The sequence below is a fragment of the Aliifodinibius sp. S!AR15-10 genome (assembly GCF_031569985.1).
Lineage (GTDB): Bacteria > Bacteroidota > Rhodothermia > Balneolales > Balneolaceae > JAMQKA01.
In genome coordinates this window covers 1-24,319 of the sequence record NZ_JAMQKA010000052.1, presented here as the reverse complement: position 1 = coordinate 24,319, position 24,319 = coordinate 1, and the positions used below count along the sequence as shown (strand labels likewise).

The 24,319-nt window shown below is 43.2% G+C and carries 23 protein-coding genes; 1 reads left to right on the top strand and 22 read right to left on the bottom strand.

The features are described 5' to 3' along the window. Positions 1 to 10 precede the first annotated feature (10 nt). Positions 11 to 793: a galactosyltransferase-related protein gene (locus NC796_RS22150; RefSeq protein ID WP_310687856.1), complete on the top strand. Its 783-nt coding sequence runs from the start codon at positions 11 to 13 to the stop codon at positions 791 to 793. A gap of 588 nt (positions 794 to 1,381) precedes the next feature. Here the strand turns inward: NC796_RS22150 and NC796_RS22145 are convergent. The 22 genes from NC796_RS22145 to NC796_RS22040 form a co-directional block, all read right to left on the bottom strand. Beyond that, entirely contained in the window at positions 1,382 to 1,804 is a 423-nt protein-coding gene (locus tag NC796_RS22145; RefSeq protein WP_310687854.1) for an AraC family transcriptional regulator, read from the bottom strand. A 549-nt stretch (positions 1,805 to 2,353) separates the two neighbouring features. Further along, positions 2,354 to 2,749: a hypothetical protein gene (locus NC796_RS22140; protein ID WP_310687852.1), complete on the bottom strand. Its 396-nt coding sequence runs from the start codon at positions 2,747 to 2,749 to the stop codon at positions 2,354 to 2,356. Positions 2,750 to 2,946: 197 nt separating this feature from the next. Then, positions 2,947 to 3,261 carry a hypothetical protein gene (locus tag NC796_RS22135; RefSeq protein ID WP_310687850.1) on the bottom strand — a complete coding sequence of 105 codons (315 nt, stop codon included), beginning with the start codon at positions 3,259 to 3,261 and terminating at the stop codon, positions 2,947 to 2,949. A 344-nt stretch (positions 3,262 to 3,605) separates the two neighbouring features. Continuing rightward, the gene (locus tag NC796_RS22130; RefSeq protein WP_310687848.1) at positions 3,606 to 4,859 is read right to left on the bottom strand and encodes a 6-bladed beta-propeller; all 1,254 of its coding nucleotides are present in this window, start codon (positions 4,857 to 4,859) and stop codon (positions 3,606 to 3,608) included. Between the two features lie 129 nt (positions 4,860 to 4,988). Further along, positions 4,989 to 5,192 carry a hypothetical protein gene (locus NC796_RS22125; RefSeq protein WP_310687847.1) on the bottom strand — a complete coding sequence of 68 codons (204 nt, stop codon included), beginning with the start codon at positions 5,190 to 5,192 and terminating at the stop codon, positions 4,989 to 4,991. A 116-nt stretch (positions 5,193 to 5,308) separates the two neighbouring features. Next, positions 5,309 to 6,385, bottom strand: coding sequence for a hypothetical protein (locus NC796_RS22120; protein WP_310687846.1), 1,077 nt, complete (start codon positions 6,383 to 6,385; stop codon positions 5,309 to 5,311). A gap of 119 nt (positions 6,386 to 6,504) precedes the next feature. Then, positions 6,505 to 7,731: a 6-bladed beta-propeller gene (locus NC796_RS22115; protein WP_310687844.1), complete on the bottom strand. Its 1,227-nt coding sequence runs from the start codon at positions 7,729 to 7,731 to the stop codon at positions 6,505 to 6,507. A 9-nt stretch (positions 7,732 to 7,740) separates the two neighbouring features. Then, positions 7,741 to 8,235, bottom strand: a complete 495-nt coding sequence (locus tag NC796_RS22110; RefSeq protein ID WP_310687842.1) for a hypothetical protein — start codon at positions 8,233 to 8,235, stop codon at positions 7,741 to 7,743. A 291-nt stretch (positions 8,236 to 8,526) separates the two neighbouring features. Then, positions 8,527 to 8,964, bottom strand: coding sequence for a 6-bladed beta-propeller (locus NC796_RS22105; RefSeq protein WP_310687840.1), 438 nt, complete (start codon positions 8,962 to 8,964; stop codon positions 8,527 to 8,529). Positions 8,965 to 8,980: 16 nt separating this feature from the next. Further along, entirely contained in the window at positions 8,981 to 10,048 is a 1,068-nt protein-coding gene (locus NC796_RS22100) for a 6-bladed beta-propeller (RefSeq protein ID WP_310687838.1), read from the bottom strand. Between the two features lie 162 nt (positions 10,049 to 10,210). Continuing rightward, positions 10,211 to 10,477, bottom strand: coding sequence for a hypothetical protein (locus NC796_RS22095; RefSeq protein ID WP_310687836.1), 267 nt, complete (start codon positions 10,475 to 10,477; stop codon positions 10,211 to 10,213). Further along, positions 10,435 to 11,406 (bottom strand): 6-bladed beta-propeller, encoded by a 972-nt coding sequence (locus NC796_RS22090; RefSeq protein ID WP_310687835.1) that lies wholly within the window; start codon positions 11,404 to 11,406, stop codon positions 10,435 to 10,437. Before NC796_RS22090 ends, NC796_RS22095 begins: the two co-directional genes overlap by 43 nt. 248 nt (positions 11,407 to 11,654) lie before the next feature. Continuing rightward, positions 11,655 to 12,833 carry a 6-bladed beta-propeller gene (locus NC796_RS22085; RefSeq protein ID WP_310687833.1) on the bottom strand — a complete coding sequence of 393 codons (1,179 nt, stop codon included), beginning with the start codon at positions 12,831 to 12,833 and terminating at the stop codon, positions 11,655 to 11,657. 15 nt (positions 12,834 to 12,848) lie between these two features. Then, complete coding sequence (locus tag NC796_RS22080; protein ID WP_310687831.1) at positions 12,849 to 14,054, bottom strand: 6-bladed beta-propeller; 1,206 nt, start codon at positions 14,052 to 14,054, stop codon at positions 12,849 to 12,851. A gap of 86 nt (positions 14,055 to 14,140) precedes the next feature. Then, a complete protein-coding gene (locus NC796_RS22075; protein ID WP_310687829.1) occupies positions 14,141 to 15,307 on the bottom strand; it encodes a 6-bladed beta-propeller in 1,167 nt (388 codons plus the stop codon). 1,382 nt (positions 15,308 to 16,689) lie between these two features. Then, on the bottom strand, positions 16,690 to 17,787 hold the full coding sequence (locus NC796_RS22070) for a 6-bladed beta-propeller (protein WP_310687827.1): 1,098 nt from the start codon (positions 17,785 to 17,787) through the stop codon (positions 16,690 to 16,692). Between the two features lie 209 nt (positions 17,788 to 17,996). After that, positions 17,997 to 18,857 (bottom strand): class I SAM-dependent methyltransferase, encoded by an 861-nt coding sequence (locus tag NC796_RS22065; RefSeq protein ID WP_310687824.1) that lies wholly within the window; start codon positions 18,855 to 18,857, stop codon positions 17,997 to 17,999. A 20-nt stretch (positions 18,858 to 18,877) separates the two neighbouring features. Further along, a complete protein-coding gene (locus NC796_RS22060) occupies positions 18,878 to 19,534 on the bottom strand; it encodes a hypothetical protein (protein ID WP_310687822.1) in 657 nt (218 codons plus the stop codon). Next, a complete protein-coding gene (locus NC796_RS22055; protein ID WP_310687820.1) occupies positions 19,525 to 20,796 on the bottom strand; it encodes a hypothetical protein in 1,272 nt (423 codons plus the stop codon). The genes NC796_RS22060 and NC796_RS22055 overlap by 10 nt, the downstream gene beginning before the upstream one ends. Positions 20,797 to 21,027: 231 nt before the next feature. Next, positions 21,028 to 22,083, bottom strand: a complete 1,056-nt coding sequence (locus tag NC796_RS22050; protein WP_310687819.1) for a 6-bladed beta-propeller — start codon at positions 22,081 to 22,083, stop codon at positions 21,028 to 21,030. Between the two features lie 402 nt (positions 22,084 to 22,485). Then, on the bottom strand, positions 22,486 to 23,034 hold the full coding sequence (locus NC796_RS22045; protein ID WP_310687817.1) for a hypothetical protein: 549 nt from the start codon (positions 23,032 to 23,034) through the stop codon (positions 22,486 to 22,488). A gap of 107 nt (positions 23,035 to 23,141) precedes the next feature. Beyond that, positions 23,142 to 24,128, bottom strand: a complete 987-nt coding sequence (locus NC796_RS22040) for a hypothetical protein (protein WP_310687815.1) — start codon at positions 24,126 to 24,128, stop codon at positions 23,142 to 23,144. Positions 24,129 to 24,319 lie beyond the last annotated feature (191 nt).

Genomic DNA, 24,319 nt, shown 5'->3' with positions numbered 1-24,319 from the left:
AATAAACGGTATGAGTGACAAAACCAATTTACAAGATGTGACTTTTCTGATACCTGTCAGGATTGAGTCTATGGATCGGCTCGAAAATGTACTGATGGTGACGGAATATTTGGATGCAAATTTTGATACGAATATTCACCTGCTTGAAGCGGATAGCTGTGACAACAGCATACTGAAAGCAGTTGTTCCAGACAGTGTTACCGTGACGTTTGTGGAAGATCATGACCCGATATTTCACCGAACCAAATATATAAATGAGCTCGTCAGGAAAAGCAGCACCCCGTACCTGGCAATCTGGGATACGGATGTGATTGCCCCTCCCGGGCAAGTCGTAAAGTCGGTCCAACAGCTGCGAAAGGAAGAAGCGGATTTCGTCTACCCCTATACCGACAACTTCTTCGACACCTCAAAAATAGTCCGCGAACTATTTCTCAACACCCGGGACATGAATGTGTTACTGGAGAACACGGGAAAAATGGAAAAGCTGTATTTGCCGAAACCGGTTGGTGGTGCCTTCCTGGTAAACAAGAAATCATATATTGAGTCAGGGATAGAAAATGAACACTTTTATGGATGGGGACGGGAAGACGGGGAACGGCTAAATAGATGGAAGATACTGGGCTATGAGCACAACCGTATATCCGGGCCTCTTTTTCATCTGACGCATGACCGGGGCATCAACAGCAAGTTCCATACCGATGGACAGATTAAGATAAAGCACAATGAGGTCTTGCGAATCCTCTCCATGTCAAAAAAGGAGCTGCGGGAGGAAGTGAAGTCATGGGATAACTAGCAACTTAACGCGTTAAGTGGTTAGCAAATGCCTCTCAGTCATCCTGAACCATTGTCCTGAGCTTGACTCAGAATCTCTTCAGGATCTGGTAAAGATGACAAACGTTGATAATGAACCGAAATAGAATCAACGCATATCCCCTTGCGAGATCCTGCATCGGGGTGCAGGATGACTGAGAGATTCTATTGTGAATTATGGTTATATAACTCAACCGCTAAACGCGTGAAGGCATACTTTGAAATTGCCAAGGACTTCTCTCCCGAGTTGACATGTTCATTTTTTCAATGAAGAAAAACGAACCGAAAAATTCACCAAAAAATCCCAATATTCTCACTTGCTGCTATTACTCAGAACTTGCTTTTCCTCTTTAGTCGCTTTTCAAAAGGCTTAATGCAGGATTTTCTGGACTTGGAAAGGCCATGCGGGTTTCCTGGAAATTATTTCGAATCATTCCTGATTTATCTTCCCGACCCAACGTAAATTTTTCCGGAGAAAGGAGAGCGCATCTGGAAGATTATGCGATGGTTGATGTTGCAGATCGAGTTCAATTTCCCGACATAGGGTGGACTATAGTGGTGGTTAGATCCATTATTCCGCTACTTCAGCCAGCTTTTTCTCTCTCCATTCTGAGGGAGGCATGCCCGTCTTCTTTTTGAACATGTGCGAAAACGCGCCGGAGCCCGAATAACCCAGGCATATCGATACCACAAAGATCGTTACCCCACTAAGATGCCTATTGGTCAGTAACCTTTTCCCGGCCTCCAATCGATGTTTTATAACATATTCTTTGGGGGATTCTCCCACGTAGTGCTTGAACAATGTTGAGATATTATTCCCATTACTGTAACAATTACTTTTGGCTTTCTTGATACTCAGATTTTTATCAAAAAGATGCTCATTTAGAAAAAGCATCATCTCCCGAACCTCAGAGGGCCATTCCGGTGCTGGCTCTGGCAATTCATTCCTGTAATCCTGAACCAGTGATTCCAACGAATTTATATTTTTTCCCATCTCCTGTTACTTCCTTGATATTAATCTTGACAACGTTTTTAACCGAATGCAAACCGAGTTAACCCAGAATTTCTTTGTAGCGGTCAACTTCTTAACGATAAATCAGAATATGACAATTAATCTTACCTCCCTTTCCCCAAAAGAAGGGTGTTTGCGCTAACATAAAGAGGATTACCATCGGTTGATGTTACAAATAAATCCCATCACAACAATGTGTTGTTCAACATTCCACGTTACAGAACGAAATGTACATGAGTTAGTTGGAGAATGACTAGTTATATAAGATTATTTTTGAATTTTCTCTTGAATTATCTCCTGAATTTTTTCTGATTTAAAAATTGTACCTGCAATTTTATGTCATTGCAAACCTGCTACCTCATAAATCCTGATACTGTGTCCCGTTTCGGAGTTCTTGTGAAGCACGTACACACGATTTCCTTTTATTTCTTGAATCTCATCCACAAATGGTATATAAAATTTACCCAATGGGTCTCCCTGCCTCGATAAAACCACCATCTCTTTCCCATTTTCACCAATGTCGGTGTGGAGTTAGATGTGACTTTTCGTTATCCAAGCGTTTAAGAATGGCGGTTTTGTTTCCGGAATACGGGCTTCCATTTTCTTGCGATCATCGCCTTCCAAGTTTTTCTTGTCCAACAAGAATTCCACGTTTTCACCTGTGACCGGCCGCTCTTCTATATTCAAAGACAGGCGATGCTGAAGTTCATCATTCGCACTGTAGAACTGCAGTTCGGCACTGTCTGCGCGTGCAATTGCATATTTACCATTTCCCAATACTTTAAAACGGTCCGCCGGTTGATAGGGGGACATCCCGATAATCCGCATTGATCTCGGACCGAATTCAGCAATAATATTTGGTGTTTGCAGGATACTGAGAGAATCATGAATGATCTTCTCATTTTTATTTACTATTGCGACTGGCATGTTTGTGTATTCACTTTGATTAGTTGCGGCTTTATGAAGATCCCGAGATGCTACACTCGCCTTCGCATAATATTTCGCTCGACCACGCGCGCCAAGTATTGTAACATATCAGTCATGGGACTCATCAGGTGTCCATGATTGCCGGTACTCGTATATACCATCCCGTCCCCTGGTGAAGGCATCAATACGCTCGGTCTTTATCCGGTTTCTGACGAAGAGTGTATCTCCGGTTCCTTGGTACATTTTAACGAGATTAGATAGCTCACCGGGCCCCCGACCGCTTTGGCAATCGTAGCAACATGCTCTCCTTCAGTGGTAAATTGTTCAATCGTATTAGTGCCAACGTCAGAAACCAGCATCGTGCTATCGCCAATGATTAGCAGATCCCGCAGTCGCCCGGGAAGATAGGAATCCCCACCTGTTATCTCTTTCACCAACTCAACTTTCAGTGGTGCAAGTTCCTGATAGTTTACCTGCTCATCTTGTGAACTTTTCGCGTTACATGTCATCAAAATGGCTACAAGTAGTACTAATGCAGTTGTTTTTTTGTAATCATGTAATCCTTTTTCTGAAGTTATGATTTTAAAAATAAAGTGTTTACTGGCTATTAACTTCTTATAAGCTCCAATCCATACATACTGGATCAATCCTCCTGTCCTTCCGCCAGTGGTCGGACAAGCTCTTCTCCAAGAGCCTGCACCGACTGCTGTCGGTGAGGAATTCTTGGATTGAAAGGTTTTCAGAATGCCAAAACTAGCACATTCAAAGTCCCTCTTGGAGCCGTGACCGACTACCGGCGGTAAGAGGGATTTAGGGAGATTGAACCACTACCCAACAAAAACTTTCCCCTACCGGTCTACTGCTTACTAAACCTAATCCGATACTGAGCCACCCTGTTGATACCGGCCCGGATATCCACTTCCCGCTTATATAGATACCCGTTTTTTATTACAATCTCAGGTGTTGACATCACACTTCGTGAGGCCCGTTCACCGGACCAGCGAAATTTAGCCAGCAGTTTGCCTTCGTTGCTGAGTACCCACCAGGTATAGGTAGAATCACTGTCGGTTATTGTGGCAACCCAAAGCCGGCCCTCATCATCCAATTCCATGGCGTGCAGTGCCGGCCAGGTTTCAGGTAGATCTTTATTTTTTATGAGATTTCTTTTGTATTGACCGAGATCAAGTTCATTAGTATGAAGCTTACTCTTCTTTACCGGGTAGTAGATGGCGCGTTGGTAATCTCCGTCTGCATTGTATTCTTTGATGAGAAAGTCTTCGGTCCATGCTGTAAAGAAACACCCATCGTCCGAGACAGAAAGCAGGGAACTCCGCGTAAACGGCATCGCCATGGGCAGATCCTTTGGATAAGAGTTTCCCGGGAAATAAAACCGAAATCGCTTCAACTCAAACAAAGTGCCTGGTAAAATGGCTCCATCATTATCAACTTGGTGATACACAATTTTTCTCAGGTCATGCTCCGGTGTCAACGAATAACTCTGAAATCCCATAACTAACTGCTCATTATGTGTTGCCCAAAGAGAGGAGCCGCGTAATCTTTTTGCCAGGCTATCGGAGGCTGTTAATTGATCGCGGTTTAGGGTTTCATCCTTGACATGCTCATAATCCTTCAGCGAATAAATGCCAATCTTCTGCATCTGCGCATCAAACATGTATAGCTTGTTATTTTGGATGCTTATAGTACCAATAGATTCATACTCCCCGGGTCCATGCCCGTACGTTGCCATGGTTGTGATATACTCGCAGTCAGAATCAAAAATATATATAGCTGCCGAACCTGCGTTTGATGTGCTGGCAAACACCCTCCCGGAATCATCCACAGCAAACTTCCAGATTAGTCCATCAATAAATACGTCCTGTCCGCTTTCAAAAACCTGTTCCCGAATCAGCTCCACGGTATCGGGTTGCTGTCGACTATTTTGGCGATAGACTGTCAGGCTGTCCAGTTGGCGAATGTGATCAGGTAAATTTTGTTTGAGTGCCTCGGCTGGATTTTGATTGGGTTCACGCGACTGACCACAACCGGCTAGCAAAACAATGAGTATGCCCCATGCTATTTTGAATTGAATAGGATGTCTCTTGGACTTCATTTGTTAGCTCACTTTGGGTTAACGTTTTCGTTAGCTATTCTGCACTAAACGGCCGATCACGTGCACTGGAATTAATTCCCGCGCTATGGATGAGCCTTGCTCATATGCTGAATCCTATTTCACTTTCTGCTACTGCAGTTCTACCCCATCATGCCTCAGAATCTTTGGTGTGGCTAAGATATTATCCTCCAGGCTGACAATGGTTTCATAGTTATCAAGAGTAACCACCTCCATATCGCCTGAGGAGTTTGGAGAAGTTTCTCCGCTGCATCCCACTAGCATAGTAAATAGAAATAAAAAACCGATGGTGTTGATGAATGGTATTTTTCTCATAATGCTATCTCGAGTGTATTGATATGATTTTGTTTCTGGTTTTAAATCACTCAAAAACGTTTTTTTCTAATTTTTACAGGCTTTGTCAAGGCTTCCTGCCTTGAGCCCATTAATTTTCAAAGTGGCCAGTTGGCCTCATATATGATTCCCTTCCGACTGTTCAAAAAATAGGCTCGTTTGTCGGCGGGAGAAACCGTGAACGAGCCCATGCCAAAACCTTCTTCTTTATCTATTTCTGGATAGGTAATCACGTTCATATCGGATCCATCTTGGGAAACCCAACATGCCGCAACGGGGGAGGCTTCTGGCATATTCAGTAATATGGCTACCCCATCCTTCCGGGCATCCATAGCCTTGGCATAGGTAAACATGTGATTGTTCTGATCTTCCTGCTGGTTATGTCGAGATATCTTATCGAACAAGTCATCTTGTGCAGGAATTGTGATGTTTTTCTGCCAAATCAGATCCCCTGAATGTGAGTATTTTTCAAGAACTCTGGTGGTTTGTTGAAATGAATAGATCCCTGAAGAGCTGCTTCCCAACAGCACCAGGTTCATAAATATATCCGGAATTTCTCCCTTTGAAAAAGCCTGCTCAACCTCTTCCTGATTAAAGGATTCTACATGTTCCCCGACAGCTGTTTCTGCATACGTCAGGTCTCCTGTTTCGATATCTGCAATCGCAAACAGGGACCCGTTCCTGCCCCGTGACGGAATAAGTAATTTATCTGTGGAGATGGCCTGAACAGTAATGGGAATATTGGGAGGAAACCCGTCGGGATTTACCGGATTTTTCTTCACAACCTTGTCTTCGATGTGGTTGCCCAGGGAATCATAGGTGATAAACTTAAAGCCGTTATAGTCATATACCAGATATGAATCATCAAATACCCAGAACCCTGCCAGTGACTCGAATTCCCCGGGTCCCCGGCCGTGACTGCCAAATGAAAATAAGCTGTCCCTATCCCTGTTAACCTTGACAACCCGTTGGTATCCATGATCACTGAAATAAAGTCCTCCATCATATGCTTTGATTCGAGTAGGATTTCCCAAAAACTTGGATGTCTCAAGACTTAAAAATACATCTGTAGCTTTAACAGTCTCGGATTTAAAAGTGGCTGCATCTTGCCCACCCTGCCCGGAACAGCCAAGAATTGTTATTAAAAGAATAACGTATGGTTTTACATATTGCATAAGTTGTAGAACTGGTTTGCGGTTGTTGTACAAATTGTATCAGAATGTTCATCCAATAGGTATCCTGACTACAATTCGATTTGATATATCCTGATATTGTGTACTCGGTTTACTGATTTTTATGGTGCGTGCATTTCGAATTGATATCGAGTGATCTCCTGCTTACCGATTTCCTGATTTCGCTCAATAGCATATACATACTTGTCCATTACTGCCTCAATGGTTCTGTTGGAAGGCCACTGGAATTGGGCCAACAAGCGGCCTTCGATGTTCAGCACTCTCCACAGGTATTGATCCGGGTTTTCAGTGATGCATGACACCCAGAGTCGCTGCCGGTCATCCAGCAATACCATATTAAAAGCGGGAAAAGTCTCGGGGAGCGTGTCATTGCGTACGCCGGCCTTTATTGCGTCACTGGGATTATGAAAATGGGCCAGGGCGGCCTCTTCGGTTACCGGTGGCTTTTCAAAGGGATAGTAAAACGCGTGTTGGTAATCGCCGGTCTCGTCATACACCTTGAACAAAAAATCCTCGGTCCATCCATACACCAGCTTCCCGCCCGTAAAATCAAACTCCGATTGCCGTTTGTATGACATCTCAAACATAACAAACAGCCCATCATCGTGCGCATGCACCAACACTCCGCCGGTCCAGTCAAAAGAAAGAATATCATGGCGGCTATAGGTTTCTGTTTGGCGATCAAACCTGGAAAACTCATACGTCCGGCCCGGCAGGTTGTCGGCCATGCCCACCGCCGGGTCGCTGAATACGACTACATAATTACCATCGGAGAGGGGATAAAAATCGTTAGGCCTGTAGAACGTCCCATTGTCACGTGTACGTTCCAACCAGGGCGGTTTGGCTTGATTCTCATCCAGTGTAACGTTGAGATCTTTTTGATGCTCGAAGTTTTCGCGATTGAATACCGAAATTTTCGTTTGGCGGGGATCGAGGACGTGCAGATGTTCGGGACCTGCCTGGATATCCGCAATGCGCAGGAACTCACCAGGACCGCGCCCCTCCCTGCCGACGGTCTGCAGATACTGCCCCTCAACGTCAAACACGTGAACCTTCTTTTCGGTCAGATCCAATAAATATGCGCGGCCTTCGGTATCTGCGGCAACATCGTAAATCAGGGGACCAAACAGCACGTCACCGGTATCTCTATAAGTGACGTCTGGGGTGAGAGTAATTTGGCGGGCCGGCTCCGCATCTGCAGAATACACCGTCAGGTTTTCCAGTTTTTGGATATGAGCAGGGAGCTCGGGTTCAGGCTGGCTTGAACAACCGACACCGAGAATGAAGAGGAATAAAAAGGATACAAAATATTTCAGGTTGTGAAGCATCTTGTTGACTTAATTTGATTGCATGTCGATTCGGTAGCGCACGACCTTTGCCAGGCCCGTTTCTTCATCTGTCTTTTTTGCATACAGGTACCCATCTTTTACCACCTCTATAGACCTGCTTCTCGGCCAGGTGAAACGTACGATCAGCTTGCCGGAGTTCTCCAACACCCACCATTGATATACCTCCTCATTATTTACTATTAAAGAAGCCCAAATACGATTTTTATCATCAATAAGCATTGTATTTAGTGCTGGCCATTTGTCGGGAATATTTTCTTCATCTGCATTTTTGATAACACTTACTCGCCACTCACTAACATATTCCACATATTTCTCTTCAGTGGCTTGAATTGCATCTTGGGGGCTAAATTTCTTTCTCTTTACTGGATAATAAAATGCCCGAATGTAGTTTCCGTTGGGATCCAGTTTTTCTATTAAAAAATGCTTGGTGCGCGCCAGGTAAATATTGTCATCACCCGATGGTTCGACTATTGGACGATTCATGAATGAGAACGCAGTATACCGTAGCTCCTTTGCCACCGTTGCTGTTAAATATTCTGTATCCTTTACTTCAAATAATTTATCAGATACAATTCTCCCCTTGTTGTTCATTATAAAGAATGGAGTCACCCGTTCCTCTGTCAGATTGAACCTGGGGTGTGAGGGATCCGCAAAAAGTCTGGGGGAAAATTTTACCAAATAAGTATTGTCGCCTCTCAACCAAAAACGGTTTGGGCTATAGAAGCCATTTAAATCCTCAATATCAGATTGGTTTTTAGGGTTAAGATTGATGGTTCATGACAAAGAAAGTGTCTTCAGGGCATAAAAATTCATTCTTAGTTGCACCGGATCGTAGACTGATATTTCTGAAGAATCAATTGTTATAGTTGATAATCCCTGAAATTCTCCAGGACCATGACCTTCTTTACCGATATAGGAATCATATCTTCCATTAGGTGAAAAAATGTGAATCCTGTGTTGCTGTGGATCTCCAATAAACACCCTATTTGCCTTATCGACTGCTATGTCCCCTACTTTACCTATTACTCTACCTTGCAGACTGCTAAAACTTTGCTCTTCTTTTAATTCTATTTTTTTAGCAGGTTCAACATCCGCAGGATACACCGTCAGGTTTTCCAGCTTCTTGATGTCTTCGGGGAGCTCAGTTTCCGGTTGGCCTGAACAAGCCCCGAATATGAACAGTGATAAAACGTGTTTAGGACATCGTCTCATTATGTTGCCTTCAGTTTCAAATAGAATTTTTGCGTATCTCCACCCAGTATCGTACGACCTCTGCCAGGCCCGTTTTCTCATCATATTCTTCCGTATATAAGAAACCATTCTGGATTTCAACAATCCATCGATCGCGCGGCCAGTCAAAATGCCCCAGCATTTGGCCTTCTGAAGATAGCACCCACCAGCGCCGGATATCATGGTTGGGGACAAAAGTGGAAACCCAGATCCGGTTTTTATCGTCGATGATCATGGCATCTGTGGCGGGCCATTGTTCAGGGAATTCCATCTCCTGCACGCCTTTTTGCAGTACGGCCCCTTTACTCATTTGTTGAATAGCCGATTTCGGATCTAAAAGATCTCGTTCATACGGATAGTAGAAGGCCCCGAGATACTCCCCGCTTGAACTATACTCCTTAACCAGCAACTCTTGAGACCAGCTTCTATAGATATGATCGTTTTCAGAAATGGCCGTCAGCGATTTGCCATAGAAATCAAATGGTATCCCCACCTTCCGGCCACCCAGTGGGACCAACACCTGGATGTTCGACTTTCCCTCAATTAGTTTTTCAGAGGTGATCTGGCCATTCTCATCTAGCAGGAAATACATTTCCCTGGTTTCAATCCTGTCCCAGGCGGAGGCATTATCGGGCATGCTCGATGCTGTAAATTCCATGAAGAATCCTCCATCAGTCCGGGCATAAATATTGCCCGGATAAGCGTCTGCCAGCTCTTCATACCGCTGACGGTTATTGGCAAATGATACGGTACGGCTGTAAGTGAGTGCATCCAACGAAAATACCACCGCACGCTGCTGGTTGCGATCCTGGGCAAATAACCGGTTCCCTTTCGCCTCAATTTTGTACAGATCATTGAACTCACCCGGTCCCTCTCCGCTTCGACCCAGTAACGTGACCAGCGAACCACCCGAGTCATACACTTTTATGTCCAGCTGTTCTCCATCAGAGATATACACGCGACCTTCATCATCCACAGTCACATCTGTAAGGTTTCCGAGCAGGACCTGCTCTGTATCGCCAAAGGTCTGTTCGCGATCCAGGAGCACGGTATCAGCTGCTTGCACATGCGACTCTGAATAGACGGTTAGATTTTCGAGCTTTTGAATATGCTCGGGCAGCTTGGTCTGCGGCTGGCTTGAACAACCGATGAATAAGGTTAATGCAATTGAAATTGATAAAATGGGCTTTAAGATTCGCAGCGTATTTTTGGAATGATCTATTTGAGTTTATCTTGAAGTCAAATGAATCCGGTAGCGGATGACGTTACGTTCCCCGGTTTTTTCGCTGGTTTCTACAGAGTATAGGTTACCGTTTTTCACATCTTCGATGGGGTGATCTCTTGGCCAGTCAAACCGTGCCAGCAGCTTGCCCTCTTCACTGAGCACCCACCATCGATACACCTCCCGGTCATCCACAATAGTAGCAATCCAGAGCCGATTCTCATCATCAATCAGCATGGTATGCAGGGCGGGCCACCGGTCAGGCAAATCCATGGTTCTGACTTTCTGTTTGACCGATGGAAAACGGGACCTTTATATGGATGGTAAAAGGCACGAAGATATTGACCGTCTGGATCATGCACCTTTATTAAAAACTCCCCTGACCGGGCAGAAAAAATGCGCCCATCCTGCGATACAGTCATCAGCGGTTTGCCGTGAATCGGTAAGTGAGTCGCATGAGTTCCTCCCCGAAAGGTATACAAGGTCCATTGTCGCCGCTTTTGCCTAAAAATCTCTCCTGAAGTGAGTTCGCCTTCATGGTTCATTGTATAATATCGGTAGCTGTTTGAATCCAGGACCGCAGTATTATCCCACATTTTGAAATTATCCGGTAAGCTAAATGCAAGCTCTTTGAGCAGTGTCTGCTCGTCCAGTACAAAAAAACCGCCGGTGTCCCCTAACCTGCGGGCATTTCCCTCCCAGTCGGTTCTGTCCAGATTTATGGTATGGGAAAAGGCGAGCGAATCCAGGGAAAACACATTGATTCTCAAACGATCGCTGTCATAAGCATAAAAGTATGTCGAACCGATCCCTATATCACTTATAATTTCAAACTCCCCGGGGCCCCTTCCTTTTCTACCTATATGGGTTATATAGTCGCCCTGCGGTCCAAGCACGTGGATTACCTGCTGGCGCCGGTCCGGGATAAACACTCGACCCCGGTGATCAACTCTTGCCAGGGTCCCCTCTGGTCCCCCTACTAACACATACTCTTCTTCGCTGCTTCCGTAGCTGGCCGTTCGTTCCAACTGTATGTCATGGACTGGTTTTGAATCCTCTTCATAAACGGTCAGATTTTCAAGCTTTTTAAGATGCTCGGGTATTTTGATGTCGTTAGGGACTTGGCTCTCAGGTTGGTTTGAACAGCCTACAGCCATTATTAGAATAACGATGAATAATATGCCTCTTGATTGTAGGGTCATTGGTAATCGTTTCTGTTTAAGTGAACAGTTGTGTGGTTGACCATAGTCTCTCAGTCATCCCGGACCCGATCCGGGATCTCGCAAGGAACCATAACGTTGATCTGGCTCCTATCTTTATCAAGGTTACTACCTTCGCGAAATCCTGAATGAGATCATGAGTCAAGCTCAGGACTAAAGGTTCAGGATGACTGAGATAGTTGTTGCAGATTTTATTCCTAATATTATTCGAACCACTCAACTCTTTAAATTTATTGTTGTTCTATCCGGTACCTTACGATTTGCTTAAGCCCGGTATCCTCCTCGGTTTCTCGAGTGTAGAGGTAGCCGTTCCTGATCACCTGAATCGGTTTCTTTCTCGGCCAGCGGAAACGGGCCAATAATTTGCCCTCGGGATTTAAGACCCACCACTGATTCACGCTCATATCGTTTACCGTTGTGGCCACCCACAGCCGTTCTTGATCGTCAATTTTCATTTCGGTAAGAACCGGCCACGATTGGGGGAGATCCATTGATTGCATGTTCTTGGTATATAAATCAGGAACATCGGCTTCAGTGGCGGATGCTTTTGTTAGGGGGATATTCTCATGCGGATAATAAAAAGCACGCCGGTAGGCTCCGCTGGGGCTGTATTCTTTAATCAAAAAATGCTCCGGCCCGGCCCAGTAAATGCTGTTGTCACTTGAAAGAGCGGTCAGTGCGTTTCCGAAAAAGGGTTTCACCGGTACTTCCAATACCTTAAATAACGTTCGCGTATCCTCTTGAAAATCGATCAGCTTATCGGATGCTATTTTCCCGGTACTGTCCAGAAGGTAAAACAAGCCCTTTGTTTCAATATTTTGCCATTGTTTGGTCGGTTCTGTGTCATCTGATATAAACTTGGCAATATAGGTGTTGTTATTCCTAACGTATACTTCATCTATCGAGGGAAAAGCTCTTCGTAGTGGCTGATAATCTCCCCTGTTTCTGGCAAGAGAAATTGTGTTATCTCCAACCAGCGTATCCAGGGTAAATACACTTACCCTCTGTTGATTCATATCATAGACATATAATTGGTCATTACGGATTTGCAAACTTTTTATATAACTAAATTCTCCAGGTCCCTTGCCCTCTCTTCCAAGTTGAGCAACAAACCGCCCGTCCGGAGCAAATACAACAATGAGCTTTTTTTGTTGGTCTGTAATGAAAACCCGTCCCGAACTGTCAACGGCTATATCCTCCATTCTTCCGATTAGAAACTCATCCGTGCTTCCGAAGGTTTGCTCCCTGGTCAGCTCTAGCTCCATCTTCGGCTCGGCGTCCGCGGGATAAACGGTTAAGTTTTCCAGCTTTTTGATATGGTCAGGAACCTCAACCTCCGGCTGGCTTGAGCAGCCTACGAGAAATATTATAGCAATGAAAAGTGAAAGATCTCTTGATTTTAGGATCATAAGTAAGCGTTTTATTTACATTGATTGCATGTCGATTCGGTAACGCACGATTTCAGCTACACCTGTCTCATCATCTGTTTCATTGGCATACAGGTAGCCATCTTTGATCTCCTCAATCGATCGGCTCCTTGGCCAGGTAAAGCGGGCCAATAATTTGCCGGCCTTGTCCAGCACCCACCACTGCAAAACTTCCTGATCCTCAACAACCATGGAAACCCAAAGCCGGTTTTTATCGTCGGATTTCATACTGTGCAACAGGTGCCAGTATTCAGGCAGGTCGGCACTTACAGCGTTCCTGATAACACTTCGATGATAGTCCATATCCACATAGTTCAGGGCTTCTTCACGGGTAAACGTTCGTTTCGGAACCGGGTAATAGAATGCCCGCTGGTAGTTGCCGGTCGAGTCTCTCACTTTAATTAAAAAGTCTGTGGACAAGGCTGAATATATGTGCTCATTATCCGACACTGTTAACAACGGTAGACCCATAAATCGAAAGGCCGTTGAACGCGTTTCTCCCTTGATCTGGGCAAACAGGAACGTCAAATACCGCTGTTCAAAGATCTTCTCACTTATAAACTGGCCGTTATTGTCAAGCAGGTAATACTTCCGATAGAGACTGTCGGCATTAAATCTCGGGGAATCGGGATCTCGTTGTATAGTTGGAGCAAATCCTGCTAAATAGGTATCGCTATCCATCTGAAGCAGTTGACCTATACTATGATGCGCTAACCCCTCTCTCCTGCTTTTGAATTTAGGGGTCATGTTATGGTCGGCAAGCAGGTTGAGGGAATCCAGGGAATAGATACTTAACCGCCTCCTGAATGGATCATTTACAAACAGCCTGTTCTTACTTGTCCCCAAAATATCAATCGTCCGGTATTCTCCCGGACCACGTCCTTCTCTCCCAAATTGTGTGATATGGGAACCGTCAGGTGCAAATACGTGTATATGCTTTTTATCGGTATCCTCGATAAAAACCCGACCCGAGGAATCAGCACCAAGGCTTCCCAGTTTTCCAATGAGCACTTCATTTGTACTGCCGAAGGTTTGCTCGGGGATGAGCTCTATCTCCATTTTCGGTTCGGGGTTCGCTGGATACACCGTCAGGTTTTCAAGCTCCTTTATGTGGTCAGGTACTTCAACCTCTGGCTGACTTGAACAGCCTACAAGTAATATTATAGCGATGAAAAGCGAAAGATCTCTTAATTTTAAGTGCATAGTTTTATCCACGGTTAGGGTTCTTGAACTTCAGTTCATTTCAATCCGATACTTTGCAATGTGCTGTTGGCCGGTTTCCTGACTGGTCACGAGAGCGTAGGCGTATCCATTTTGACGGCCTTAATCAAACGGGTGTCCGGCCATCGGAACTTCGCAACCAATGCGCCGGTGTTTTCCAGCAACCGCCACTCGCGCACGCCCTCCTGTTCCACGGGGGTAGACACCCACAACCGGTTGTGATCATCAGATATCATGGAACGGATAGCCGGCCAGGTGTTTGGCAGTTCGGCATGCTGAATCAAATCGTAATGCCAGTCATCTACGTCAACCATCGATACGATCTCATTTCGGTCAACAACCTTCTTTTGAATAGGGTAATACATAGCTCGCTGGTAGCGACCATCCGGCTTATAGACTTTAATCAGTAACTCATCTGTCCATGTGGTATAGATATAATTGTCATCCGAAATCTCGATGACTGTTCTTGCAAGGAATGGCAGCGAACCGATATTAGCCAGATGACGGTCCCCCGCCTGGGCGACTAGATCAGCGTGTTTTTTACGAACTTCAAGTATTTTGTCAGAGACAATTTTACTCTCCCTGTTCATGAAGTAATACTTAATGGGCCGGTCCTTTTTGAGGTTGTAATTCGGGCTCCCCACCCGGTGATCCGGCCAATGCTCCATAAATGATGCCAAATAGGTCCCGTCGCTGCGCAGGTACAGCATGGTTCTGAGCCATTCGCTTATTTCATCGAAATCTTCCTGGTTAACCGGCGGGCGAACCGTGCTTGCCTCAAGAACCTGCAGCGAATCAGGAGCATACACCGTGGTCCGAAACGCCATAAAATCAAAGACATGCAGTCTGTTGGACACCATTTTGGTATCTGTTAACCCATAGTATTCGCCCGGGCCGCGGCCTTCTCCCCCCTTGCTGGCCAGGTACCTGCCATCCGGGGCAAACAGGTGAATTATCTTGGCCTTCCCATCCGCAATATACACTCTCCCGGAATTGCTTATTTCTACACCGCCAAGCCAATTATACAATGAAATAGTATCATCATACCAGCCCAGGAAAAACTCCTCAGGGGCCTTAAATGTAGCCTCCTGAACCAGCTCGATAGAAGCGGTTGGTTCGGGATCCGCTGAGTAAACTTTCAGGTTTTTTGTTCCTTTAATATGTTCGGGAATGTCTGCTTTTTGTGCTGTACACCCGATGAAAAGAAGTAGGGTTCCAATGAATAAGTTTTTCATAACTTCCACTTACTTAATGAATTTGATTGCTGTTAGCAGCGCTGGCGACTTGTCAGTAGGGAGAGGCACGCCGGGCATGCGCTCTAGTTTATTGATCTCAATGGCGTAAAGCCAGGTGGCCATTGTTTTAAACCTCGTTCATGACCTCTCTTATTAGTTCGGCTAACATATTACTACTTAAATAGTAATATGATTTCTTACATGCAAAAATCAGCAGTAAAAGGATTGGAGGAGTTCCTTTTTGTGTGGATAAATAGAATCTCAAAAAACATCGGCTGAGCATTTATTCGCCTGGTGCACTTCTCCCGAAAGCCTTTGGATACAAGACCATATGTTCACTTAATAGCGCCCTTTTGGAAAAAGAGTTTTTCACATCCCCTGTCTTTCCCGTAATTCACTGCAGGGTTTCTTTCTTGACGCCTCCACTACGTTTGCCCAAGACGAGTAATAAATCCGAGACCAGGGAGGCAGAATTGGGTCCTCTGTAAACAGGCTTCATACTATATAACCAGTCCCCTCAGCTTCCGGCCTTGGTAAAGGTGACCGCCCGGAAGGGAGCGGAGGGGAGCGTAAAGAAAAAATCTGCGATTTTTTTAGCGGAACGACAAAACCTTCAGGTCATCTTTACCCGAGCCGGTGAATTTTTTGGTTGAAGTTCTTTAGTCCGACTGCCGGCGGATTTTCTTCAATGAAAAAATGAACAACAGGAATTAGAACGGGGCAACGTCAATAAGTTTTTACCGGACAACAACTAACTTCATTCTGCCATCATGCCCCCGTCCTCAGGGCCTCAAAAGGGTACTATAGTGAAGCAGACTACTTCAGGGTAGTGAAACAGGGTACTTCAGGGAGGGGAAATACCCTACTTGACTATCGTCAAATGGTCTACTTCAGGTAGCAGGATTTATGCGACAAACTGTCGCCTTATAGTAAAATGCAGATACCAGTTAATTTCGAAGTAATTGGCCACAGATATGCACGGATCCAAACGGATGAAATCTGATTTATCTGTGCTAATCTGTGGCAAAAAGCGGTAATGAACTTTTCAGCTATTTGCCTATCTGATAAATTTCCTACTCCTGAATAACAACATCTCAATTTCGGGTAGTCTTATAAATTAACGTCAGTTCGATATTGGATTTCTTATTAATAACCCAATAACCCCAAGCTTGGTCCCGATGCTCTGCGTTGGGACCTGTTGGGACGCTCCGCGTCCCGTATAATCTATGGTGCCACAGAGACGCAGAGCGTCAGAGGGGCTTCCGCCGCAGAGCGAACGGAAGCGAGCAATTATTGGAAAGTAACCGGAATACTGGTAAATGGCGGCCATTGGCTGGTTTTTGTTAGCTGCAAGTTTAGTGACTCGAACTCACGTTAAATCCTCACAACGGGTAGCTGCGTATTTCACCGCTTTCCGTAGCTGCCAGTATCCGCTTATTTTCGAAATCAATATCAAGCACGGGGGTTACCTCTTTGGAAGTAAATTCATATTTATGCACCAATTCCCCTGAGCTGTTAAACTGGTGTATAACTACCGGTTCTGTGTTGGCCACAAGGTACAAGTTACCCGCCCCATCGCTTGCTCCCGAAGAATAAATTTCAAGATCCACCCTATTGGGTTTACTCATCTGATCCATAGTTTCAAGAAAGTGTTTCCTGATCGCTTCGGATTCCCGGGTTTGCACATCTTTTTGCCACAGCTTCTCTCCGGTTGAGGTGTACTTGGCTATTCTTGACAACGAACTATAAACAATGAAAAACTCATTGGGGGCTCCCCGATCCTGAACGGGAAAGCTATTGGCTTTGTAAAAAGAGGGTACCTCGCCTTCTAGCGCTTCATTTCTTAATTCGGCATTATCGAGAACAAATGAACTGCCTTCCGGAACTTCACCTAGCTCCGAACGCTTATCGCCTTCCCAATCCCATAATTGAAAAAGATACTGGCCTTTATTACCCACATTTACATTTGATAAAATGATATCCCCCTGTAACGTAACAAAAGGCTGATTGTCAATTTCATTTGCCTTCACCACTCCACCTACTATAGGAGGTGGGGTAGTCGGCTTGCCTGCTATTTTCCCAAAGTCAAAAGTAGAAACGAGGTTCCCTTTTCTGTCAAATTGATGGACAAAGTATAGAGCGGTATCGATGATATAAAGATACTGCTCAGTAAGAAAAATGTTGTTGACGAATAGATATTCCCCCGGGCCGCGCCCCGACCGGCCGATTTTATTTTTGACGACGCCATCCTCATCCAGCTCCAGAACCTGGTTCTTGGCTATATCATACACTGCAAAACTTTGATCTTCTCTCACCTTTAATATAACGGGTAATGCCACCTGGCCTGATTCTAAACCGGCCAGGGTATCATAATCTTTAAGCTCAGTTGTTTCCACCATTTTTTCGGGTGGCTTATCCGCAGTGCAGCCCAGTACAAAGCACAGTAGTACGCATGAAAAATAGGAATAGGTTTTGAACATATTGATGTATTTTATTCTCGATTGATATTCATGCACCACTGGGATCAAACCGTTGCAAGTGCATTAATTGTTTAGTAATAAAATTTTGTATGAGTTCAAATGACCACCATCCACTCTAGGATAATAGTTCTTTATAACGTGTAACAAGAAGATTCAAACAGAGGGGAGGCTGGGATTTTCGAATAACTGCAAAAGACAACTTAAATTCATCAAATTTTTATTATCCACGTTCCCTTGCCCCTTGGATCAAATTCTGAAGTAGCATTTAATTCTTCAATCCACCTCTCTGCAATCTCTTTTTCACCCTCCCGGTTACCGTCATCCAGGATAATGACACTTCCTGTATCCAACCAGCTCTTTAGCACAGGAACAGCAGGATAACGGGCTAATGGTCCTATTTTTCCTGGTGGACCATCCACGATTAATATATCAATCTGTCCGGACAGGTAGTCCTTTGGTTGAAAATCATACCAAGGCATTGCTTGTCCATTTAATGGCCATTCTCTTAATGGTGTCTCTATCACGCTAACCCACTCTTGTAACCCGCATTCAGATAGTTGGTTACGAGTAATACTAGCATATTTTTTTTCATGTTCCAGCGCCAAAACCTGACCGCTACCTATCTGTTTTAGGTATTTGGCGACTAATATAGTAGAGGTTCCCGAACCACATTCCAGTATTATCTCGGCCCTTGTTTTCCGAATTTGCTCCAACAGGATTTCAGCAAATCGCCCATCCACGGACCACCCTCCAAATGGAACAAAAGTTTGACCTAATTGTGGTCGTACGTTGATCATGGAACGGAGTTCAGTTTCAGTTCCATGGATTTGTTTAGCTAGATAATTGAACTGCTTGTTTACCGAGTTTGACAGGGAGGACAGAGAAATGTTTATATAGGCAATGAATAGTAGCATACCTGTAAATCCGATTCCAAATCCTACAACCGATGTTCCAATTGGGAATGAGGGGGAAATGAACCAGCCAAAGGCAGCTCCAACTCCACCGCCCATGATAGTCAAAACTAGCGGTATCCATCTTCTGAACTGCTCCTGAATATCTGATAAATCCATAGTACGTTTGACCGGAAATATTACGTTGACATTGCCTCAAGCCGCCCTTGTCTTCGATAATTTTTAGCCGTTTCCCATATTGATGGCCAGTAAATAAGAAGCTGACCGAACTTTCTAATCAGTTCTTGAAACAGAACCATTCGTTTTTCCGCATTTCCCGGCAAATCACAGGGAATGCCGATGTTCTCCTGGAGTGCCAGTTCACGGAAGTTGGCTATAACTTGTTTAACATCCTTTTTCCAATACTTAGGTGCGTTCCATTTTTGATTAAGACACCTCTTAAGATGTTGAATACGCAACCGTGTTAAATCTAAGCAGTGCTTCCGTACTTCTCTCATGAATGCTTGCCGAGTAAGTTGGCTAATATCATATAAGTAACGGCCGGCCACCTTCAAATTAGAAGACGAATTCATCCCAAAAGGCCATTTATATAGAGGCTGTAGCAGAGCTTCAAGCACATCTGGTACTCTGAGTGGACCAACACTTAGGGCATGAGAGTGATCTACTTGATCAGAACGGTTCGGGGGATCGTGCTTAATGGCATAAGGAGCGTATCCACGACAGGAACCATTGAAACAGAGGTGCAATAGTCGCCCAAATATTCCATCCTGATTGCGCTGTACCGGCATAAATGGAGGAAGAAGTCGTCGGGTGTCTAACCCGATATTCATTGCCATACAGAATGGACTGTTATATATGTTGGTTGAACAACCCCCCGGTAAAATTTACGGGTACGCAGGCTTGTTTCGTAGGCAGATTTATTTGTAACCAAACGGTCGAATGAATCGCCTTCCAGACACAACCGCTGCCAGTGACGAAACATCCCGGAATCACCATATGCTCCTACAAGTGATATGGCATTGTGGGTCTCTTGCCTGCCTATCTGTTTGAACAGTGGTCCTTTCAGCTGCTGAATATCCGGCTCGCCATGCTGCTGTATCAGGCTCCCCGGCTGTTTACCAAGAAACAACTCATGTAAACCCAAATAATCGATCTGTTCTTGATGCCTCTTACCAAATGCGCTTCCGTTTGGGTCCCACCAATATCGGTGAGATTCTGCCTGTGAAGACAAAGCTAATGTTTCTTCTGATGCAGGAGGAGAGATAATTTTACATTGGGTATCGTCATCAACCTGTATCGATGGTTGTCCAGCTGCCAGCAGAAGCAAGGTATTGCGGGAGCTTCCTGTTTGCAATGAACACCGGGAATCTCCCAGAAGAGCAAAACGAGCTATATCTTTTGGAGTCTCCGTAGTTTTTGTCATTTCAGCAGCCAGCTTGTGGCGTAACTCCCGATCAATCCATAACAGTTCAGTTTGATATTCCTTGCATATCTTTGCTATAGTTTGCCTGCTTCGATCAACATAACTTTCATCATCCGAATCATCTACAATATGAAGAACCGGTGAGCGATCATGCTTGCTGATATTTTTAAGATAGCTACGTACACATCGAGTTAGCAGTTCTCTGCGGTTTTTGGTGGGTATGCCCAAAAACCGAATGCTTTTTTGAAAATCTTTACGTGGTTCTACACCAGATGCTATTTCAATGACTTTGTCTCTAAGCTCTTGCTGCGATACCAGAAATCCTTCCTCAGCCCATTCCTGGAGTTTCTGCCGGATCTGTTCTGTCTCTTTGTTTCGAATAGGTAGCTCTAAGTTCTCTTGGTTAGCATATTCTTGTAAATATCTAAAGAATTTGCCGAGCAATGTTTTATAACTTTTTAACTGTATCTGTTTATATGTCTGGTAGTATTTCTGGGCATGTTTTTCAAGGGTATTAAAGATCTTACAAGATAATATCATCTGTAGTTCCGAGGAAGTAAGCGTTTTTGACTTATTAGTCAAGTTGGAATGTATAAGAATCTTGCCATTTTCTAATGGAATAGTCTTGACACCAAATACACGGTGTTTGCCTTCATTATAAGCCTGTCCCTGCATATATTATCTTTTTACTTTTTAGGTCTTTGCGTTTTATTTAGGATCTTGTGGAGCTAATTACTAAGAGAAGCCCTTTCTAAGTAAATTCAGCAAGACTGGTATGAGACATACTACTAGATTAAAAGGATCAAGTCCCAAATTCTGTGTAAAAAAATAAACTTAATCATGGACCTAGAACATATAAAGATATAATTTTACTTTTAGGTATTCTCAAATGATTTGCCACTATATTTATTGTCGATAAACGTGAATTTGTTTATTTAAACCAAATTTAATTATTCTAATTCGCATACCATCCTGATATCTCTCTCGAAAATAAAAATTACCATTATTATCAATATCATCCACATTCCAAGCTAGAAAATTAAATCTTTGATTTGATATCTTGACTGAGTCAATGGGAGAAAATCCAATTGATGAAAAATTATCATTATAAATTTCCATGCCGAATATTCGATACTCCCCAACATCCGTAAAAGTAAAATGATAAAAATAGTCTCCTGTCTTGTAGAGGCCTCTTGTTGTATTTTTTGCAATAATTCTTATGGGGCTATTAATAGTAACTGAGGAATGTGTTATATCGGGTCTTCGAAAGTGATCTTTGTCAATAAATAAAAAAGGATCTTGTTGTAAAACTCCAGTTTTTACATCACTTAACTGCCATTCATCATTTTTTGTAAAGATAAATATTTGACCATCATAAAAATATGGTACATAATAAATTTTATTACCCTTATCACCGACATAAATGTTTCCAAGCCATGCCATAAATAGCCTATTCGTTACAGCTCCCTCGTCGACAAACTCATTTAAGTCAATAAAGCTATTATGAACTTTTGAAAACTTCTCATTGTATATATGTGCAAAGTACGTTTTATCATTATCGAAGCTTGGATATAAAAGCAGATAGTTATCTTTTATTGAATAAATTTTAACAGGTGATTGTATGCCCTTTATATTATAACTTGTAATAAATTCTCCAGTTAATTTAAATTTGTTCATTCGTTGCAGATTTTGATCGAACAATAATATTTCTCCATTTATTACCTTAAAACCCTTCATACTAATAAATTCACCAGGTCCTCGCCCCCTACCTCCAAAATTTTTTAACAATTTTCCATTTTGGTCGAATACTTTGATTTTCATTTCAGCATTGTCTGCAACATAAATTTTATCATTCCAGTGCTGAATCCCCATAGCTGAAAATAATTTTAATCTTCCAACAGAGTCTGCAGAACCAAAGGACGTTTTTACATTTTTATTAATATTGATCACAGATTTTTTCATTTAAAGAAAATTCTTTTTGACATCCCGATAAAATTAAGAATGTAACTAATAGGTTACGTAAAAAATTCATGAAGTAATTATTTTGAATTAAATCCCATTCCATTTGATTGGAATGGGATTTATTTTTATTAGAATTATTAACATCCGTTTACACATTCACCTCCAATGTTATTACATGTACCACCCCAACCTTGTGAACAGTCCATATGGCCCATGTTAACATCATAGCAATGTTGATTTTCTGATGGTCCACCGCAGGTTTCACACATACTACCACTAGCCTTTGCCGAAAACGAAAAGACTAGTGAGAAAAGCAAGAACATCCCTGAGAAAAAAAGTAAAAACTTTTCTTTAATATAGTTTAGCATAATTTTATCTCCTTTTGGATTATTAATTAACTAATTAATGATTCTCAACCTCAAAAAAGGCCTCTTGAATCACATTCTTTTTGAAATAGAGTTTTGTGCCAGAGCTAAATATTCCTATACGGGCTGTAACAATGGATTGTTTGGGATCGAGTAAAACTATCTGGTTTATACCTGTGACACTCTTGCGCCAACTTTTTAAGATTTTAGCTAAATTCGAATTCCATTTTACAAATGATGTAGAGAACGGAAAATCCATCAAGTATTTTGCACGATTATAACCATCTAAATTATTCGACAATATTATACCATGTGTTTGTATCTTGTATTTATTTAGGGGGGAATTAGCAAATTTTTTGATTTCATCTACATACCCATGTATTTCACTTATACAGGTACTACAAAATTCATCTGCGACAACAAATAATAAAAGTATATCTGCCTCACTTCTTAACTCAGTTAAGTTGAGAAGTGATTGCGATTTAATTTCATGGTTTTCCCTATCTAGATGGCCTAGATATTTTTTCCCTCCAGTTGTTGTCTCCCATGGTTTAATTGTTGTTAATAGAATTGTCAACCCAAGCAAAAAAAAGCTATTGATACTTTTCGCTCCATGAATTATCGCCCATTTTGAATTTTTAAGCTATTTAACATCCGCTAAACTATATCTCAGATTTTTCTTGAAAAAAATCCTTATTTAAATTTCCACAGTACAACTCGATTAGACTGTAATCCGACCAATATATCTTCCTCCAAATGGCTTATTGCCCTCACCGACTTAGGCAGACGAATGCTATACTCATAGGATCCATCACTGGTGGAATACACATCTATAACCTGTTGTGGATCCGCTTCTCTATCCTCCAAAAATTGAACAAGTACAAAGAGCTGATCGTCTCGCACAAATCCATTCGCCACAGCATGACCAAGCTTCCTCCGGTCTACTTGGTAGCCTCGACCCTCATCGCCCGGGATCGGGTTAACGGGGACATTCTCATCGTAATTAATCGTCCGCCTGATCCATGAAACCGAACCCCTTTCATCATATTTTACCATAAACCCGGCGTAGTTGGATATAAAAAAGGCTGAATTACTTTCAGCCAATACAAACCCCGATATTACACTGGCCCAGCGCTCCGGTTTTTCAACAAGCGGTTCGGAATTCCACAATATATTCCGGAGAGAATCGGCTAATTTTATAGTTGGATTAACAGAACTGTGAATAAGAATATCGTCACGCCGGGTAAAGGCAAGCTTATACGGTATATGCCGGATTACCCATTCCTTTCTGTACCTGCTATCCTGATCAAATACAGAGATTCGACTCGTTGGATTATCGGCAATCCATACAGAACCATTGCCGGAGATGGCAAAGTCGGTGGGATTGAGTAGCTCTCCGGGTCCCCTGCCTCTCCCATTCCCGTATTCCCTGACAATTGCATTGTTTCCCGGATCAATTTTTACAATCCTCGGGACCGGTTGGTAATCCAGCACATAAAGATGACCGCCCCGTGACTTCATCAACCCGGCATTATATAATGTATCCGGTTTGATAATATCTGTTTGCCTGATTTCCACATTTTCATATAGCCTGGCATTTTTCTCTTGCACCTCCGGCTGAGCCAAAAATGGTATCGACTGTGACGTCTGGAGGATCAGCAGAATACATGTTAACAACATAACTATTCATTAATAATTTTGCCTTACGTATTTAACACCCTGCAAGAAAATAATAGCAGTTACCACTAGTACTTAGATTCATAAATCAGCGTAATTATCCGACAGCTTTCCCGGTTTGACGAACTTCTTTTTCCATTCAAAGGGAGCGGCCTGTTTATTGTGCGCTTTGGTGAACGCATCGATCGTCCGGC